The sequence below is a fragment of the Bradyrhizobium sp. CCBAU 53338 genome (assembly GCF_015291665.1).
In the GTDB taxonomy this organism is placed as follows: Bacteria; Pseudomonadota; Alphaproteobacteria; order Rhizobiales; family Xanthobacteraceae; genus Bradyrhizobium.
Map to the genome: position 1 here is coordinate 6,985,407 of NZ_CP030048.1, position 17,106 is coordinate 7,002,512.

A 17,106-nucleotide genomic window follows, 5' to 3' on the forward strand; every position below is an offset into this window, starting at 1 on the left:
GCCGGGAACGCGAGCGCCGATTGCAGTTAACCAGAGGCCTTAGAGATACCGCTTCAGCTCGGTCGCAGCCTCTTCCGGCGACCGTTTCAGGTTGAACGGCGAGACGAAGCGGCCGTCGCGGTCCATCAGGTAGATCAGCGCGGTATGGTCCATGGTGTAGTCGCCGTCCTTGGTCGGGACCTTCTTGGCGTAGACCCGGTAGGAGGTGATCACCTTGGCGGTCTCGGCGGGATCGCCGGACAGGCCCTCGAGATGCGGATCGAAGCTCGAGAGATAGTCCTTCATCGTCGCGGGCGTGTCGCGCTCGGGATCGACCGAGATGAAGACGGCGTTGACCTTGTCGGCGTCCTTGCCCATCGCGCGCAGCACTTCCGACATCTCGAACAACGAGGTCGGGCAGACGTCGGGACAATGGGTGTAGCCGAAGAAGATCAGGGTCGGCTTGCCCTTGAGACTCTTGTCGGTGACGGCCTTGCCGTTCTGGTCGGTGAGCTGGAACGGGCCGCCGATCGCGGCCGGCTGCGCCACCTTGCTGACCCCGCCCATGGCCCAGAACAGCACCAGCAGGCCGACGACGAGGCTCGAGGCGAAGGCGGTCGCGATCACCAGCGGACGGGCGGCTGAACTCATGAGCGGAAGACTTCCTGTCGCGGGTCAGAAGCAGGCTGCAAAGCCGGTCCTGATCATTTCGAAGAACACCTGGGTGCCGTAGTGGAACCAGAGCGCCAGCGCGCCAATCACCATCAGCCCACCGGCGCCCGCTCCAGTCCACAGCAGCACGGACGGCGCGCGCCCGACAGTGGGCGAAACGTCCTGTAGCCGGTGTGCGGGATGCGGTGATTGCGCCATGACAAGGATCAGGTTCCCTGCCCTTCAAATAGGCGCTCGCGCTGGGGCGGGCAAGCAGAACGGAGTGGGCGGAGATCACGTGGTGATGAGGTGCGCAGCCTTCGCAGCGAAGGCGGTGCCCGCCTCTCCCGTTTGCAAGCGGGAGAGGGGGCTCACCGCGTGCGCGGCGTCACCCAACTCTACAATGACGAAGCGAGATCTTACCTAGACGACGGCTTGTTGGCCGAGGCCTGCGCGTCGAGGTAGCAGGGCTTGTACATCGCCTGGAGCTGCTTGCCCTTCAGAAACAGCATGTGCGGTGTGAGGCCGCCGCGCTGCGTGATCCAGCGCTTCACCTGCGAGGGATACATCGCATAGAGCATCTGGGTGGCTTCGGGATTGGTGACGGCGCGGCCGTTGCTGCCGAAGTCCCAGGCGGCGTGGAAGCCGAGTGTCGCGTGCGAGGTGACGCAGATGCGGTCGTGCGGGATGGCGCCGAGGACAATGGTGCAGGCGGAGGCGCAAAGGCCATCGATGATGACGGTGTCACCGGACTGGCGCAGGTCCTGGTACTTGTCGACGTAGGTTCCGATCCGGCCGCCGCGGTCATCCGCGATCCGCACCACCGCGTGAGACGCCCCCATGCAAGCGATCAAGCAAACCGCCGCAAGCAACCCCGTCAGAAACTTCATTGTCCCCCGCCCCAGTCGTTTTCGAATCTGCGTGTCAGGTGGTGATGCGCGCCTAGCGTCGGTCGTTACCGTGGTTTTGTCTAGGCAGGCCGGCTCGTTCAAAACAAATTCAAATCCAGTGTTGCGTCCGCGCTGCACTCAGTCCGCCCGATCCCAAAGTGGAACAAGTTAACGATGTCTGACGCGACAAGCCCTTGATCTCAGTTGCGCCAGCTGGCTTCAATCCGGGCGACTACAGGGGGGAACTCATGGCCGGGGATTCGACTGAGCAGGCGGACGTCATCGTCGTCGGCGGAGGACTATCGGGACTGGTGGCGGCGACCGAGATTGCCGACGCCGGCAAGCGCGTGATCGTGGTCGACCAGGAAGGCGAGCAGTCGCTCGGCGGCCAGGCCTTCTGGTCGTTCGGCGGACTGTTCCTGGTTGATTCGCCGGAGCAGCGCCGGCTCGGCATCAAGGACTCGTTCGACCTCGCCATGCAGGACTGGCTCGGCACCGCCGGGTTCGACCGCGACGAGGATTTCTGGCCGCGCAAATGGGCCGAGGCCTACGTGGCCTTCGCGGCCGGCGAAAAACGCGACTGGCTGCGCGCGATGGGGCATCGCATCTTCCCCGTGGTCGGCTGGGCCGAGCGGGGCGGCTATGACGCCATGGGCCACGGCAATTCGGTGCCGCGCTTTCATGTCACCTGGGGCACCGGCCCCGGCATCGTCGAGCCGTTCGAGCGCCGCGCGCGCGAAGCCGCAAGCAGCGGCCGGCTGACCTTCAAGTTCCGCCATCGGGTGGATGCGCTCTCCATCACCAATGGCACGGTCGACGGCGTCAGCGGCGCGATCCTCGCCCCTGACAATGTCGAGCGCGGCAAGAGCTCGTCGCGCAATGTAGTCGGCGAGTTTACCCTGAAGGCGCAGGCCGTGATCGTGGCGTCCGGCGGCATCGGCGGCAACCACGACCTGGTGCGGGCAAACTGGCCGAAGCGGCTCGGCGAGCCGCCGAAGTTCATGATTTCAGGCGTGCCCGAGCATGTCGACGGCCGCATGATCGGCATCACCGAGAAATCCGGCGCGCGGCTGATCAACCGCGACCGCATGTGGCATTACGTCGAAGGCATCCAGAACTGGTCACCGATCTGGCCGCGCCACGGCATCCGCATCCTGCCCGGCCCGTCCTCGATGTGGTTCGATGCGACGGGCACGCGGCTGCCGGCGCCGCTGTTCCCCGGCTCGGACACGCTCGGCCAGCTCAAATACATCATGTCGACAGGATACGATTATTCCTGGTTCATCCTGACGCAGGCCATCATCAAGAAGGAGTTTGCACTGTCGGGCTCGGAGCAGAATCCCGACCTCACCGGCAAAAGCTGGCGCATGACCTTGCGCCGCGCCACCAACAAGGGCGCGCCGGCGCCGGTCGAGGCGTTCAAGAGCCATGGCGTCGACTTCATCGTGCGCGACAAGATCGAGGATCTCGTCACCGCCATGAACAAGCTCGCCGGCAACGATCTGCTCAAGCTCGACGAGATCAAGATGCAGATCGAGGCGCGCGACCGCGAGATCGCCAATCCTTACGTCAAGGATGCGCAGGTGATGAACATCCACAATGCGCGGCGCTACATCGGCGACAAGCTGATCCGCACCGCGTCCCCACATCGGATTCTCGATCCGGAGAAGGGCCCGCTGATCGCGGTCAAGCTCAACATCCTCACCCGCAAGACGCTGGGCGGCTTCGAGACCGATCTCGACTCGCGCGTGTTCGGCGCAGAGGGGCGGATCATTCCCGGCCTCTATGCGGTCGGCGAAGCCGCGGGCTTCGGCGGCGGCGGCGTGCACGGCTATCGCTCGCTGGAGGGCACGTTCCTCGGCGGCTGCCTGTTCTCGGGCCGCAATGCCGGCCGCGCTACGGCCAAGGCGGTGGGCTGAGTGGTGCGCGGCCGTGGGCCGACGCGCCCGCATCAGCCGCGGCGAAGCAGCTCCTGCAACAGGCATTCGGTCCGGGAGATCTGAGCGAGCCGCAGCGACAGCAGCTCGTTCAGCTCCGCCATGTGCGCCCGAAGTCCCTCGGCTTCCGGCCTGTCATCGAAATTCCGAAGAAAATCGCCGAGCGCCCCGAGACAACGCTGCAGCGTCGCGACGCTACGTTGCAGCGTCTCGCAATCTCTCCTGGCGTTGGCGACCATGCTGGTCGCCCTGAACGGCCAGGCGATGACGTTGTCGCCTGCGGGCCGTTCCTGTGCGAATGGATCGGTCATTGCCTTCCCTCATGCGATCATGAAGAACGACGCGTCTCCTCGGGGTCAGGCTGCGCGCACCGTGGTCAGGAACTGCTCGACCTCGGCATGCAATCGCGAGCTGTCCTTCGACAGCATCTGAGCCGAGGCAAGCACCTGGGTCGAAGCGGAGCCGGTCTCCGCCGCGCCGTGCTTCACCTCGCTGATGTTGGCGGCGACCTCGTCGGTGCCTTGCGCCGCCTGCTGGATGTTGCGGGCAATCTCCTGCGTGGCCGCTCCCTGCTCTTCGACGGCCGAAGCGATCGCCGAGGATATTTCCGAGATCCTGCCGATCGTTCCGCTGATCTCCTTGATCGCGAGCACCGAGTCGTGGGTGGCCGCCTGAATGTCGGAAATCTGGTGACCGATTTCTCCGGTCGCCTTCGCGGTTTGCTCGGCGAGCGCCTTGACCTCGGACGCAACCACGGCAAAGCCGCGCCCCGCTTCACCGGCCCGCGCCGCTTCGATCGTGGCGTTCAGCGCGAGCAGGTTGGTCTGCCCCGCGATCGTGTTGATCAGCTCGATCACGTCGCCTATGCGGGTTGCGGCCTGCGACAGCTTATGGACCCGATCATTGGTCCGCTGCGCCTGCTCCACCGCCGCACCGGCGATCCTGGCCGCGTCCTGCACCTGGCGGCTGATTTCCGAGACCGAGGAACTCATTTCCTCGGTGGCGGAGGCCACCGATTGAACGTTGGTCGACGCTTCCTCGGATGCGGCAGAGACCACGCTCGATAGTTCCTGGGTGTTCTCGGCGGTCTTGCTCAGGGTCCGCGCCGCGGCTTCAAGCTCGGTCGAGGAGGACGACAGCGTCTTCACGATCTCTCCGACTGCTTCCTGGAACTGGCCGGCGAGCTTGTGCATGTCCGCCTTGCGCTGGGCGGCCGCGCGAGCCTCGGCCTGCGCCTGCTCGGCGCGCAGGCGCTCGGCCTCGATCATGTTCTCCTTGAACACCTGGACGGCATCGGCCATCTCGCCGACCTCGTCGGTGCGGCCCACGCAGGGGATCGCCGTGGAGGTGTCGCCGCCGGCGAGCTTGCCCATGGCGGAGGTCATTCCCCGGATCGGGACGGCGATCGAGCGGGACGTGAACAACGCGATTGTCCCGCCGAAGCCGACTCCCGCGGCCAACAGGACCCACAGCACCAGCTTGAGCAGCGAGATGCTCTCCTGCACGTCCCGGCTCTCCTCGGCGAGCATCTTTTTCTGATTGGACTTGATGCCTCCCGAACGTGCGCCGTCGGCCCCCTTGGGCCCGTCGAGCAGATCGAGAATCCTTGCCGCGCGCGGTGCAGCTTCGGTCATCAGCAGGTAAACCGGCGCATTCCAGTCTTGCGACTCGCGAAGCGCGAAGATCTTTTCGTAGAGCGGCGCAAGCTCGTCTCGCGCTTTCGAGATCTTGTCGAAGGAAGCCTGTTGCGGAGACGTGAGCAGGTCCTTTCGCGCATTGACCCCGGCATAGCCTTTCTCGAACGCCGCCCAGGGCTTGGCGAACCTTTCCTTGTCGGCCTTTTCGCCCGAGAGCAGATACATCCGAAGCAGGGCCGTGGCGGCGGCAAAATTGCCGCGCGTATCGGCCATGGCCTTGAGCAATTTCTTCCGCTCCGGTGTCGCTTCCTGCGCCTCCTCCTGATCGATCATCCTCGTGATCTCGGAGAAGATCATGTCCGCGCGCGGGCTGGCCTCGCCGACCATCAGCTTGGTCGCAGGATACGCATCAGGGGTGAAGGCGATCGCTTCTGCCTTGTCCTGCGCCGCGCGAAACTCGGCCAGCAGCGCCTTGGCGTCTTGCCATTTCTGCCTGTTCTCGGGGTTGGTGAATTGCGCCGCCTGCTCGTCGAATGCAGCGGCTGCCTTGTCCATCTCCTTCCACATCGCCGTGCGGTCGAGCTTGCCTTGCGGATTTCCGCTCAGCAGATAGCCGCGCAAGGTCGCGAGCGTGGAATAGAGGTTGCCGACCAGTTCGGTGCTCGCCAGCGCCACCGGCGTGCGCAGATTGGTCATGCGATCGACGGTCGTCGAGATGCGTCCGACCGCGAACACGGTATAACCGACGGACAGCGCGATGATGGCGCAGACTGCGGCAAATCCGGCGATCAACCGGCCGCCGATGCGAAATCCGAAATGAAAAGGCATTGATAATACTCCAAAGCTACGGCCTCAGGCGCATCGCATGAAATCCCGCACGGAAGATGCCGCACGGATGCGATCGTTCGAGGCGATACTGAACATTCCGACCCGGGCAGCATTGGCGCGCCCGCTTGCAATGATTCCTGATTGATCGAAGCGCGCGACGCTTCGGCAATGATCCAGCACTCCAAACTCACGCTCTACCGTCAGTCTTCACATCCCCACGAATCCGACTTTGACGTGTGGGGCGATGGTGACCAAAAATGCTTATTTCAGCATTAAGAAAAATTTGTCCGCAATGTCTCTCAGCGTGCGCAAAAATTGCGCGCGACACTGCGCCGGGAATTAAAGTGCCGGAATGGCGACAATGAATGGCCGTGCCACGATCATCTTGACGATCATCTTGGCCTCACGCCGGGCTTCCCGGCTCCGAACGTGAACTCGATGCCGGCAGACGAAAGCGCGTCGCGAAGAACGGTCAACGTCTCGTCGGGCAGTCGCAACAGGCCATTCTCTTCCTCGAGCCGGCGAATCACGGCGGCGGAAATCCCGGTTCGCGCGGCCAGTTGCTTCACCGACCAATTCAGCATGCCGCGGGCCGCGCGCAGCTGAGCGCCGGTCAGCCGCGACGTCGCTGCGTGCTGGATCGAAAATCGCTCCTGGTGCACGTCCGTGGAGATTCCCAGCCACTCCCGAATGCTGCCATCCGCCTCCGTGACCGGCACCGCCCTGCAATGATACCAGCGATAAGAGCCGTCGGACTGGCGCAGCCGGTGCTCGACGTCGTACGGCTGTCCCGTTTCGGCCGCGGTCGCCCAGCTCTGCAACGCCGCTTCACGTTCCTCTTCAGGCAGGAGATCGACCCAGCCCTTGCCGAAGAATCGCTGCGCGTCCGGCTTGTTCTCCGCGTTCAGCAGCGCGGTGATCCGGCCATCCCGGCTACCGACCCACAGAAACCCGCCTGCGACCTGCGTCAGCGCCGCGTAGCGGCCCGCCTCGATCCTGAGAGGTTGCGGCGACCTGCGCTGTTCAGTGACGTCGACGGCGATACCGAGCACGCATTCGGGCTCGCCGGCAGCATTGAGAAATGTCTCGGATTGGACGCGGATCCAGCGCAGCGCCCGATTGGGCCGGGTGATACGAAACTCGCCCTCGAGCAGGAACCGGTCGAAGACCGATTCGCGCGGATCACGCGGTGGCCCACGATCCTCCGGATGAATTCGTCGCTCGAGCTCCGCGTAGGAGGGCGCGACGGAATGGGGATCAAGCCCCAGCAGGCCGTAGAAGCCACGCGACCACTGCATCCGGCCCTCGGCGTCGCAGCGCCAGACGCCAGTCCCGATTTTTTCTTCAAGAAAACGAAGTATATCCGAAGGGTCGAAATATTTTTCCAGTTGGAGCAAATCAGCCCCCGTCGTCAAAACCTAACTCAACTCCTAATTGCAGCTTATCGCAAGTCCGCGCGCTGACGCAGGTTCAGCGATCGATTCCTGCATCATTTTTGTGCACCACTCCCGAAAGAGGAAGGGGGCCCCTTGAGCATCGCGCCCCGGGGCCTTGCGCTTGGGTGCGCGCGTCGAAACGGTTAAACGCAGACGACCATGGTGCCGAGCATGCCCTTGACGACGCGATCCGCCCTGCAGCTTGCCGCGCTTTGGCTGGCATCGATCTGCTGCCTCTCTCCCGCATGCGCCGCTACGATCGACGTCGATGGCGTAATGCGATCGTACACCGCGCAATTGCCGGCACGGAAACCTGCGCCGCTCGTCGTCGTGTTGCACGGCAAGACCCAGCGCGGCGCCGATATGATCGCACGGACGGCGTGGCCGCAGGTGGCGAAGCGCGAAGGCTTTGCCGTGGTGTTTCCTGACGGCCTCAACCGCGCCTGGGCCGATGCGCGGACCGAAGCGGGGCGCGCCGGACGCGGTCCGCCCGCAGGCACGGACGATGTCGCCTTCATCGCAAAGCTGGTCGAGAAATTCGTGGCCGACGGCGCCGCGGACGCGAAGCGCATCTATGTCACAGGCATCTCCAACGGCGGGGCAATGACGATGACGCTGCTCTGCACCCGCGCCGATCTGTTTGCGGCCGGCGCCAGTGTGATCATGAACCTGACCGACGAGCTCGCGGCCGCCTGCCATCCGTCCCGGCCGCTGCCGATGCTGATCATGAACGGCACCGCCGATCCGCTGATCCCCTATGAGGGCGGGCGCGGGGCGAGCTATTTTGCCGCGCATGGATTCTGGTCAACCGAGAAGACCGTGGCATTCTGGCGCAAGCTCAATGGTTGCGGTCCGGGCGACGCCGACGCGACCGAAATGCCGGACAGGGCGCCGGATGATCAGTCCACGGTCACACGGATCACATCACGTTGCCCTGAAGGGCATGACGTCCTGCTCTATCGCATCAACGACGGCGGACACCGCATGCCCGGAGTTGCGCCGGATGCCCGTTTCCCGAAGGTTGCAACCGGCCTGCTCGGGCCGCAGAACGCCGACATCGACGGCGCCGAAACGATTTGGGCTTTCTTCAGCCGGTTTCGATGAACCGACGCATTTTTTTGCCGGTCATGCATGCGTGCCCGGCAACGCCATGCGTGCCCGGGGTGGCAGAGCGCAGGGGGCTGCGCTAGACAGGGCCGCCATTCCCATCAGGAGATCCCGTAAATGAGCATTCAGCGTTTTGAAACCGGCCCGCGCATGAGCCAGGTCGTGGTGCACGGCAACACCGTCTATCTCGCCGGCGTCGTCGCCAGCAACGCGGCCGGCGAAAGCGTGACCAAGCAGACCCAGGACATCCTGAAGACCATCGACGGCCATCTCGCCAAGGCCGGCACCGACAAGTCGAAGCTGCTGTCGGCCACGATCTACATCACCGACATGAAGACGTTCCAGGAAATGAACGCCGTGTGGGACGGCTGGGTGTCGCCCGGCAACACCCCGGCCCGCGCAACCGTCGAAGCCAAGCTGGCCGCGCCGCAGTATACCGTCGAGATCATGGTGACCGCGGCGAAGTAATTTTCGCGTAAACTTCACGCGCGCTGATGACCTCAGAGGTAATCGATCGGCGCGCGTGAACCTTCGATAGTGACGGTCAGCCGAACCACGGCGCCATCGAAGGAGAGTTTTATGACCGACCATGTCACGATCGCCCGCCGCTATATCGATCTCTGGAACGAGCGCGCACAGAATCGCCGCCGCGAATTGCTCGGCGAGTTCTGGACCGCGGACGCGAGCTATGTCGACCCGCTGATGAAGGGCGAAGGCCCTGATGGCATCGACGGGCTGATATCAGGCGTGCAGCAACGCTTTCCCGACTTCAAGTTCAGCCTGATCGGCGAGCCCAACGGCTACGGCGACCAATTGCGCTTTTCGTGGGGCCTCGGTCCTGATGGTGTCGACAGCCCGATCAAGGGCACCGATTTCGCGGTGCTGAAGGACGGGCGGATCAAGAGCATCACGGGATTCCTGGATCAGGTGCCCGCGGGCGCGTGAGGCACGAGCGCTGACACAAACTCGATCGTCGTCCCGGCGAACGCCGGGACGACACCATTTGCTGGGTGCGCGCTCAGGTTATGACAGCCGATACGCAGTCTTCGCGTTCACCCCGAACGCCTTCTCGCGCGTGCTCGCGCCGAGCTTGGTCAGGCACGTCTCCAACGCGCCCTCGATCTCGCCATAGCTGCCGGCGAGCAGACACACCGGCCAGTCGGAGCCGAAGATCAGGCGATCCTCGCCAAAGCACTTCGCTACATGCTGAACGAACGGAAACAGCCGCTCGGCGTCCCAATCGTTCCACTTCGCTTCGGTCGCGAGCCCAGAGACCTTGCACCAGACATTGCCGCAGGCGGCGAGCGCTGCGACGCGCTCGGACCATTCGACGCTGCCGCCATCGGCGATCGGCGGTTTTGCGGCGTGGTCGAGCACGAATCGGCTTCGCGGAAAGGCTTTTGCTGTTGCGGTCGCTGCGGGGAGCTCGCGGGTGCGGACGAGGACGTCGTAGGTAAGATCGCGGGCGAATATTTCAGCCAATCCGCGCTGGACCTCGGTGCGCAGCAGCCATTCGGGATCGGCCTCGTCGTGGACCTGGTGGCGCACGCCGACCAGCTTTGCGCCGCCGGGCAAGGTGCGCAGGCGGTCGAGCGTGTCGCCGATCGCGGCATCGGTCAGATCGGCCCAGCCGACGACACCGATGACGGAAGGCGTCGCATCCGCAATCGCCAAGAACTCTTCGGTCTCGGCCAGCGCGGAGCGGCATTGCACGACGATGCTTGCATCGATGCCGTTCGCCTTCAGCAGCGGCGCGAGATCGGCCGGACCGAAGGCGCGACGGATCGGCGCAAGCTCAGGCGCCGACATCCAGGGGTAATCTGCGCGCGCGGGATCCCAGAAATGCTGGTGAGCGTCGATGGCCATGGCTCACACTCCGCCCGGCAGCGGCGCCCGCGCGTCGACGAGATTTTTCGCACGAAGCTCCTGCCAGAAGGCTTGCGGCACCGCGCGCTCCGACATCGCGATGTTGTCGGCGACCTCGGCCGCATTGCGCGCACCCATCACGGCAACCGTCACGGCCGGATGGGCCATGCAGAACTGCAGCGCGGCGGCCTTCAGCTCGGTGCCGTGCTTACGGCAGAGCCGGTCGAGATCGAGCGCACGCGCCACGAGCGCTGCATCCGCGTCCTCATAGTTGAACTTCGCACCCGCATGCGGATTGGCCAGAATCCCGCTGTTGTAGATGCCGCCGAGCAGGATGCCGATCCTCTTCGAGATGCAAACCGGGAACAGCGCATCCAGAGCGCCCTGGTCGAGCAGCGTGTAGCGGCCGGCCAGCAGGAAGCAGTCGACCGGCACGGCCTCGGCGAAGCGCGTGAGTATCTCGCACTGGTTCATGCCGGAGCCGATCGCCTTCACGGTGCCGTCGTCGCGCAGACGCATCAACGCGCGGAAGGCGCCGCTGACGGCAGCGTCATAGTGATCATCGGGGTCATGCACCAGCAGAACATCGACGCGATCGAGCCCGAGGCGGCCGAGGCTTTCCTCGACCGAGCGCATCACGCCATCATAGCTGAAATCGAATTGCGGCCGCAGCGCAGGCGCGCCCTTGTAATGATCGTCCTCGACCGTCGCACCACCAGGCTCGCGCAGCAGGCGGCCGACCTTGGTCGAGATCGCATAGGATTCGCGCTTCTGTCGCCGCAGGAAAGCACCCAGTCGTCGTTCCGCGAGGCCAAAGCCGTAGAGCGGCGCGGTATCGAAGAAGCGGATGCCGGCCGACCAGCCGGCCGCGAGTGTCGCTTCCGCATCCGCATCACTGACCGCCGAGAACAATCCGCCGAGCGGCGCCGAGCCGAGGCCGATCGAAGTGACATCGAGACCGTCAGCAAGCCGGGTACGCTTCATTGCAGTTCCTTCCAAATGCAGCACTCCCTCCCCCGCAGGGCGGGAGAGGGAGTGTAGCGCAGGAACGTCGGGGCTGGGAGACGTTCCTGCTCGACGTCTCTACTTCAGGAGCTTCGCGACGTTGTCCTTCGTCACCAGATCGAGACCGGTGTAGATCGTTTCCGGAACCTTCTGGCCCTTCTTGATCGCCAGCAACGTGTCCATCGACTTCTCGCCCATTTCGAACGGGCGCTGACCGGTGAGCGCGTTGGAGTAGCCATCGCGAAGCAACTCGAGCTGCATCTTCAGTGTATCGGCGACGACGAGCGTCAGCTTGCCGCTGTCGATGTCCTTCTTGTTCTTGTTGACGAAGGCCTTGAAGCCCTCGGGCGCGAACATCGGCCAGCCGCCGACCGGAACGATTGCGGCGAGATCCGGCGTCGCCGTGCGCAGGTCGGACATCTGCTGGACCGCGAGCGTGGAATCGTCGTTGCAGAAGGTCGGCGACCCCTGCACCTCGACCCACTTCGAGCCCTTGAGCGCCTCGCGAACACCATCGACGCGTTCGGCGAGATTCTTCGCACCCGGGCCGCCGGACACCATGGCGTATTTGCCGCCCTCGGGCCGGAGCTGGAGCAATTGCTTGCCAAGCGCCAAGCCGAAATCCTTGTTGTTGGTGCCGATATAGGCGATGCGCTTGGAGCCCGGCGCATCCGCGTCGAACGTGATGACGGGGATGCCGGCCGCGGTCGCAGCCTCAATCGACTTGGTCATGGACGCGACGTCGGCCACCGAGATCGCGAGCCCATCCACCTTCTGGGTGATGAAGTCCTGGATGATCTGCGCCTGCGTCGCCGGCTCGTGCTCGATCGGCCCCTTGTAGATGCACTCGACGTTGCCGAGTTCCTTGGCTCGCTTCATGCAGCCGTCACGCGCCACGTCGAAGAACGGGTTGTTCATCGCCTTGGGAACGACGGCGAACTTGTAGGTCTGGGCAAATGCCGGGGTCGCCATCATCGCGATGGTCACGCCGGCCAACAGAAGCTTCTTCATGCTTTCCCTCCACACTTTAATGCCTATCCATTTGTGATGTGATGCTCCGGCAGGCGGATAGACGATCTTTCGTTGTCCTTCCGGAGTAACCCGTTACGTCATGCGCGAGCGGACGCGGTCGACCAGCACGGCAAGGATGATGATCACGCCAACCAGCGTCTGCTGCCAGTAGGAGTTGACCTGCGCCAGCACGAGGCCGTTGCGGATCACCTCCAGCAGCACGCAGCCGACGATGGCGCCGAGCGGGCCGCCGAGGCCGCCCGCGAGATTGGCGCCGCCGATGACGGCGGCGGCGATGACGTTGAGCTCGTAGGACGTCGCCATGTTTGCGGGTGCGGATCCCAGCCAGCCCGAGATGATGATGCCCTGCAGGCCGGCGGCGAGCGCGCAGATCACATAGACCTCGATTTTCACGCGCACGACCGGAATGCCGGTCAATTCCGCCGCCTTCTCGTTGCCGCCGAGCGCGAAGACGTGGCGACCGAAGCTGGAGTGATGCAGCACGACCGCCATCACCACCGCGAGGATCACCAGGTAGATGAAGGGCGCGGGCATGCCGTACACGTCACCCGAGGTCAGCGCGTAGAAGAGATCGGCATCGGGCCCGCCCGGGAAGCTGCCACGGCCGTTCGAGACGACATAAGCGAGCCCGCGCACGATCGACAGCATGCCGAGCGTGGTGACGAAGGGCGACAGGCCGAGCACCGCAATGCAGAAGCCGTTGACTATTCCGACGATGAACGCGACGAGCAGACCTGCAAGCACCGAGATCAGAAGGATCAAGCCGGGCACATTGGCGACGACCGTCTTGCCGTCGGCGGCCAGATGGACGAAGGGCGATCCCGGTGCCGACAGCTCGACCATGACCATGGAGGTGATCATCGCCGAAAAACACATCATCGAGCCGACGGAGAGATCAATCCCGCCGGTGATGATGACGAACGTGATTCCGAGCGTGGCAATGGCGATGAAGGAAAAGTTCTTCGCCACATTCTGCATGTTGCCTTCGGTGAAGAAGTAAGGGCTGGCAAAACGCATTGCGATCATCAGCACGATCAGCGCCAGCAGGACGTAGCCGGTCTGCGAGGCAAAGATGCCGCGCTGCCACCACTTGGTCTTGCCGACGTTGGAGAACGTAACGGGGGATTCCAGGGGCATGGCCATCACGCCGCCTCCTTCGCGCCGGTGATGAGGGCGGTGACTTCCTCGGGGGACGTCTCGTGGATCGGCTTGTCGGCCCGCTTCTCGCCGCGACGCATGACGATCACGCGGTCGCAAACCGCGAACACGTCGGGCATGCGATGGGAGATCAGCATGACGGCAACGCCCTGCTCCTTCAGGCGATGGATCAGACCGAGGACCTGCTCGACCTGGCGCACGGAGATCGCGGCCGTCGGCTCGTCCATCATCACGAGCTTTGCGTTGGACAGACGCGTGCGGGCGATCGCCACGGCCTGGCGCTGACCGCCGGACATCTGCTTGACCAGATCATGCGGCCGGGTCTCCGAGCGCAGCTCGCCGAACAATTCCAGCGCGCGCGAGGCCATTGCCTTGTGGTCGAGCAGCGCAATTGGCCCGAACTTTCGCTTGAGCTCGCGGCCGAGGAAGACGTTCGCCGCCGCCGTCAGGTTGTCGGCGAGCGCGAGGTCCTGATAGACGACCTCGATCCCGACCGCGCGGGCGTCGACCGGGCGGCTGAAGTGGACGGCGTTGCCGCCGAAGCGGATCTCGCCATGGGTGGGGCGGAAATTGCCGGCGATGATCTTGACCAGCGTCGACTTGCCGGCGCCGTTGTCGCCCATCAGCCCAACCACTTCGCCCGGGCGGACGTGCAAGTCCACACCGTGCAGCGCGCGGATGGCGCCGAACTCCTTGCCGATACCGGTGAGTTCGAGGACCGGCGTTGTGTCATCATGTGACATCACGACCTCGCTCAGACGTAGCGGTTGACGAGTGATTCCAGATATTCCTGCCGGCCCGACCGCGGCTGCGGGTCGAAGCCCGCCCCGAGCGCGCGATCGGAGAGATCCGCGAGCGACCGCTGGCCGCCGAGAATGGCGCGACCCTCGGGCCCGGCCCATCCCTCGTAGCGCTTGGCCAGCGGCGCCGTGAGCGCGCCGGCATCGAGCATGTCGGCGGCGGCGAGGAACGCCCGTGCGCAGGCATCCATTGAGCCGACATGGGCATGGATGAGATCATCGGGATCGATCGACTGCCGGCGGATCTTGGCGTCGAAATTGAGCCCGCCGGAGGTGAAGCCGCCGCGATTCAGGATCTCGTGGAACACCAGCGTGAGCTCACCGACGTTCATCGCGAACTGGTCGGTATCCCAGCCGAGCAGATCGTCGCCGCGGTTGACGTCGAGCGAGCCGAACACGCCGAGCGCCTCGGCGAGCGCGACCTCGTGATGAAAGGAATGCCCGGCAAGAATGGCGTGGTTCTGCTCGATGTTGAGCTTGACGTCCTTGAGCAGATCGTAGCGTGCGAGGAAGCCGTAGCAGGTGGCCACGTCGAAATCGTATTGATGCTTGGTCGGCTCCTTCGGCTTCGGCTCGATCAAGATCGGGCCTTTGAAGCCGATCTTGTGCTTGTGCTCGACCACCAGCGACACGAACCGGCCGAGCTGGTCGAGCTCGCGCTTGAGATCGGTGTTGAGCAGCGTCTCGTAACCCTCGCGGCCGCCCCAGAGCACATAGTTCTGGCCGCCGAGCCGGTGCGTCACCTCCAACGCGGCGCGGACCTGGCCGGCGGCATAGGTGAAGATCTCGGGGTCCGGATTGGTTGCGGCCCCCGCCATGTAGCGGCGATGCGTGAACAGGTTCGCAGTGCCCCAGAGCAGGCGAACCTTGGCTGATGCCATCTTGGCTTCGAACACATCGGCGATGGCGTTGAGGTTGGCGACGGATTCTTGGAGCGAGTTGCCCTCGGGCGCCGCGTCGACGTCGTGGAAGGTGTAGAAGGGCACATCGAGCAGACGAAACAGTTCGAAGGCGACATCAGCCTTGGCGCGCGCCATCGCCATCGCATCGCTGCCGTGGTGCCAGGGCCGCATGAACGTCTCGCCCCCGAAGGGATCGCCGCCCGGCCAGCACAGCGAATGCCAGTAGCAGACCGCAAAGCGTAAGTGATCCTCCAGCCTGCGGCCGTGGACCATGCGGTCCTTGTCGTACCAGCGGAAGGCGAGTGCATGTCCCGCATCCTTGCCGACAAAGGCAACAGGCGTGCTGGCATCGAAGAATTTCGTTGGCGCGTTCACTTACGTCGTCTCCTTCAACGCGGGATAAAGCTTGCGCCAACTGCGATAGGCCTCGTCATAGACGGACGCAGCGGAGGCGCGAGGCGTGAAACTGGCAAGCCGTCGCGGACGGGTGCACACTTGGGCCGGGTCTTCGCCTGATACCGCAAGCCGGCCGAGCCGCGCGGCGCCGAGTGCGGCGCCGACCTCGCCCTCCTCGACGCGATGCACGGCAATGCCGAGCACGTCGGCGCAGATCTGCGCCCAGAGCGGTGAGCGCGAACCACCGCCGACGAGATCAACGTCGGTGATCGCCCCGCCCGCAGCGCTCAGCGCAGCCAGATTGTCGCGCGCGGCGAAAGCGACGCCTTCGAGCACGGCCTGGACGATCTGGTTGCGGCCGGTCGCAGCCCGCAGGCCGACGAAGGCGCCGCTCGCGGCGGCATCATTGTGCGGCGTGCGCTCGCCGTCGAGATAGGGCAGGAATTTGACGGGGCTCGGGCCGTCGACGCGCTGGCCGAGCGGGGCCAGCAAGGCCGCTGCGGGCGTCTCCATCACGTTCGCGAGCCAGGCGAGCGAGGCCGCCGCCGACAGCATCACGCCCATCTGGTGCCAGAGGTCAGGCAGCGCGTGGCAGAACGCATGCACCGCCGCTTCGGGCGCCGGCGCAAAGCGATCGGTGACGCGGAACACCACGCCGGAGGTGCCGAGCGACAGGAAGGCGTCGCCCGGTGCGATGGCGCCGAGACCGATCGCGCTGGCGGCGTTATCGCCGGCGCCGCCGGCAACCACGACGTCCCTCGCCATGCCCCAGCGCTGCGCGAATTCACCGGCGAGCACCGCACTCACCTCGCTGCCTTCGACGAGGCGCGGCATGTGATGCAGATCGAGACCGGCGGCGTTGAGCAGCTCCGCCGACCAGTCACGTCGGCCAACGTCGAGCCACAGCGTGCCTGATGCGTCCGACATGTCCTCGGCCATCTCGCCGGTGAGGCGATAGCGGACATAGGCCTTCGGCAGCAGCACCTTCGCCACCCGCTTGAAAATATCGGGCTCGTGCCGCGCGACCCAGAGCAGCTTTGGCGCGGTGAAGCCGGCCATCGCGAAATTGCCGGCGATCGCGCGCAATGACGGGCAGCGGCGTTCGAGCTCGATGCATTCGGCATGCGAGCGGCCATCGTTCCAGAGGATGGCGGGGCGCAGCGGGCGCCCATCCCCATCCAGCAGTGTCGCGCCGTGCATCTGGCCCGAGAGGCCGATGCCGCGCACGCCGGCGACGTCACGCGGATGAGCGGCGGCGAGATCGTCGATGGCACCGATGGCTGCCTCGACCCAGGCATCGGCATCCTGCTCGGACCACAACGGTGCGGGGTGCGACAACGCAAGCTCGCGCGCGGCCGTCGCGACCACCGCGCCGGCCTCGTTCACAAGCACCGCTTTCACACCGGACGTGCCGATGTCCACTCCGAGATACAAGTTCGTCCTCCCCTTCCCTTTTGCAGCGCACGAACTGACGTCGCGCTT

Annotated in this window: 17 protein-coding genes; 4 read left to right on the forward strand and 13 right to left on the reverse strand. The window is 64.8% G+C overall.

Features of this window, described 5'->3' with window-relative positions:
- Positions 1-39: 39 nt before the first annotated feature.
- From XH90_RS32870 to XH90_RS32880, 3 genes are all read right to left on the reverse strand, one after another.
- On the reverse strand, positions 40-630 hold the full coding sequence (locus XH90_RS32870) for an SCO family protein (protein ID WP_194478369.1): 591 nt from the start codon (positions 628-630) through the stop codon (positions 40-42).
- A gap of 24 nt (positions 631-654) precedes the next feature.
- Positions 655-849: a hypothetical protein gene (locus XH90_RS32875; protein WP_194478370.1), complete on the reverse strand. Its 195-nt coding sequence runs from the start codon at positions 847-849 to the stop codon at positions 655-657.
- 200 nt (positions 850-1,049) lie between these two features.
- Positions 1,050-1,520 carry a hypothetical protein gene (locus XH90_RS32880; protein ID WP_194478371.1) on the reverse strand — a complete coding sequence of 157 codons (471 nt, stop codon included), beginning with the start codon at positions 1,518-1,520 and terminating at the stop codon, positions 1,050-1,052.
- A 248-nt stretch (positions 1,521-1,768) separates the two neighbouring features.
- On the opposite strand from XH90_RS32880, the gene XH90_RS32885 reads away from it, so the two are divergent.
- The gene (locus XH90_RS32885) at positions 1,769-3,439 is read left to right on the forward strand and encodes an FAD-binding dehydrogenase (RefSeq protein ID WP_194478372.1); all 1,671 of its coding nucleotides are present in this window, start codon (positions 1,769-1,771) and stop codon (positions 3,437-3,439) included.
- 32 nt (positions 3,440-3,471) lie between these two features.
- On the opposite strand, the gene XH90_RS32890 is transcribed toward XH90_RS32885, so the two are convergent.
- From XH90_RS32890 to XH90_RS32900, 3 genes are all read right to left on the reverse strand, one after another.
- The gene (locus tag XH90_RS32890; RefSeq protein WP_194478373.1) at positions 3,472-3,768 is read right to left on the reverse strand and encodes a hypothetical protein; all 297 of its coding nucleotides are present in this window, start codon (positions 3,766-3,768) and stop codon (positions 3,472-3,474) included.
- Between the two features lie 45 nt (positions 3,769-3,813).
- Positions 3,814-5,922, reverse strand: a complete 2,109-nt coding sequence (locus tag XH90_RS32895; protein WP_194478374.1) for a methyl-accepting chemotaxis protein — start codon at positions 5,920-5,922, stop codon at positions 3,814-3,816.
- Between the two features lie 392 nt (positions 5,923-6,314).
- Entirely contained in the window at positions 6,315-7,319 is a 1,005-nt protein-coding gene (locus XH90_RS32900) for a PAS domain-containing protein (RefSeq protein WP_194478375.1), read from the reverse strand.
- A gap of 315 nt (positions 7,320-7,634) precedes the next feature.
- Between XH90_RS32900 and XH90_RS32905 the strand changes: the two genes are divergently transcribed.
- The 3 genes from XH90_RS32905 (at position 7,635) to XH90_RS32915 (ending at position 9,410) form a co-directional block, all read left to right on the forward strand.
- Positions 7,635-8,462, forward strand: a complete 828-nt coding sequence (locus XH90_RS32905; protein ID WP_371748285.1) for a PHB depolymerase family esterase — start codon at positions 7,635-7,637, stop codon at positions 8,460-8,462.
- Positions 8,463-8,582: 120 nt separating this feature from the next.
- Positions 8,583-8,933 (forward strand): RidA family protein, encoded by a 351-nt coding sequence (locus XH90_RS32910; RefSeq protein ID WP_092289080.1) that lies wholly within the window; start codon positions 8,583-8,585, stop codon positions 8,931-8,933.
- Between the two features lie 111 nt (positions 8,934-9,044).
- Entirely contained in the window at positions 9,045-9,410 is a 366-nt protein-coding gene (locus XH90_RS32915) for a nuclear transport factor 2 family protein (RefSeq protein ID WP_194478377.1), read from the forward strand.
- Between the two features lie 78 nt (positions 9,411-9,488).
- Here the strand turns inward: XH90_RS32915 and XH90_RS32920 are convergent, their stop codons facing one another.
- From XH90_RS32920 to xylB, 7 genes are all read right to left on the reverse strand, one after another.
- A complete protein-coding gene (locus tag XH90_RS32920; protein WP_194478378.1) occupies positions 9,489-10,331 on the reverse strand; it encodes an amidohydrolase in 843 nt (280 codons plus the stop codon).
- A gap of 3 nt (positions 10,332-10,334) precedes the next feature.
- Positions 10,335-11,315, reverse strand: a complete 981-nt coding sequence (locus XH90_RS32925) for an aldo/keto reductase (RefSeq protein ID WP_194478379.1) — start codon at positions 11,313-11,315, stop codon at positions 10,335-10,337.
- Between the two features lie 99 nt (positions 11,316-11,414).
- The gene (locus tag XH90_RS32930) at positions 11,415-12,347 is read right to left on the reverse strand and encodes a sugar-binding protein (protein WP_194478380.1); all 933 of its coding nucleotides are present in this window, start codon (positions 12,345-12,347) and stop codon (positions 11,415-11,417) included.
- Between the two features lie 93 nt (positions 12,348-12,440).
- On the reverse strand, positions 12,441-13,511 hold the full coding sequence (locus XH90_RS32935; RefSeq protein WP_194478381.1) for an ABC transporter permease: 1,071 nt from the start codon (positions 13,509-13,511) through the stop codon (positions 12,441-12,443).
- The gene (locus tag XH90_RS32940; protein ID WP_194478382.1) at positions 13,511-14,269 is read right to left on the reverse strand and encodes an ATP-binding cassette domain-containing protein; all 759 of its coding nucleotides are present in this window, start codon (positions 14,267-14,269) and stop codon (positions 13,511-13,513) included. Before XH90_RS32940 ends, XH90_RS32935 begins: the two co-directional genes overlap by 1 nt.
- Before the next feature lie 11 nt (positions 14,270-14,280).
- Complete coding sequence (gene xylA, locus XH90_RS32945; protein WP_194478383.1) at positions 14,281-15,603, reverse strand: xylose isomerase; 1,323 nt, start codon at positions 15,601-15,603, stop codon at positions 14,281-14,283.
- Complete coding sequence (xylB, locus tag XH90_RS32950; RefSeq protein WP_194478384.1) at positions 15,604-17,058, reverse strand: xylulokinase; 1,455 nt, start codon at positions 17,056-17,058, stop codon at positions 15,604-15,606.
- Positions 17,059-17,106: the final 48 nt, after the last annotated feature.

Coding starts and splice junctions, on each gene's coding strand:
- XH90_RS32870 (WP_194478369.1), bottom strand. CDS start 630: ATGAGTTCAGCCGCCCGTCCGCTGGTGATCGCGACCGCCTTCGCCTCG.
- XH90_RS32880 (WP_194478371.1), bottom strand. CDS start 1,520: ATGAAGTTTCTGACGGGGTTGCTTGCGGCGGTTTGCTTGATCGCTTGC.
- XH90_RS32890 (WP_194478373.1), bottom strand. CDS start 3,768: ATGACCGATCCATTCGCACAGGAACGGCCCGCAGGCGACAACGTCATC.
- XH90_RS32930 (WP_194478380.1), bottom strand. CDS start 12,347: ATGAAGAAGCTTCTGTTGGCCGGCGTGACCATCGCGATGATGGCGACC.
- XH90_RS32920 (WP_194478378.1), bottom strand. CDS start 10,331: ATGGCCATCGACGCTCACCAGCATTTCTGGGATCCCGCGCGCGCAGAT.
- XH90_RS32910 (WP_092289080.1), top strand. CDS start 8,583: ATGAGCATTCAGCGTTTTGAAACCGGCCCGCGCATGAGCCAGGTCGTG.
- XH90_RS32885 (WP_194478372.1), top strand. CDS start 1,769: ATGGCCGGGGATTCGACTGAGCAGGCGGACGTCATCGTCGTCGGCGGA.
- XH90_RS32940 (WP_194478382.1), bottom strand. CDS start 14,269: ATGTCACATGATGACACAACGCCGGTCCTCGAACTCACCGGTATCGGC.
- XH90_RS32895 (WP_194478374.1), bottom strand. CDS start 5,922: ATGCCTTTTCATTTCGGATTTCGCATCGGCGGCCGGTTGATCGCCGGA.
- XH90_RS32905 (WP_371748285.1), top strand. CDS start 7,635: ATGCGATCGTACACCGCGCAATTGCCGGCACGGAAACCTGCGCCGCTC.
- XH90_RS32935 (WP_194478381.1), bottom strand. CDS start 13,511: ATGGCCATGCCCCTGGAATCCCCCGTTACGTTCTCCAACGTCGGCAAG.
- XH90_RS32915 (WP_194478377.1), top strand. CDS start 9,045: ATGACCGACCATGTCACGATCGCCCGCCGCTATATCGATCTCTGGAAC.
- XH90_RS32925 (WP_194478379.1), bottom strand. CDS start 11,315: ATGAAGCGTACCCGGCTTGCTGACGGTCTCGATGTCACTTCGATCGGC.
- XH90_RS32875 (WP_194478370.1), bottom strand. CDS start 849: ATGGCGCAATCACCGCATCCCGCACACCGGCTACAGGACGTTTCGCCC.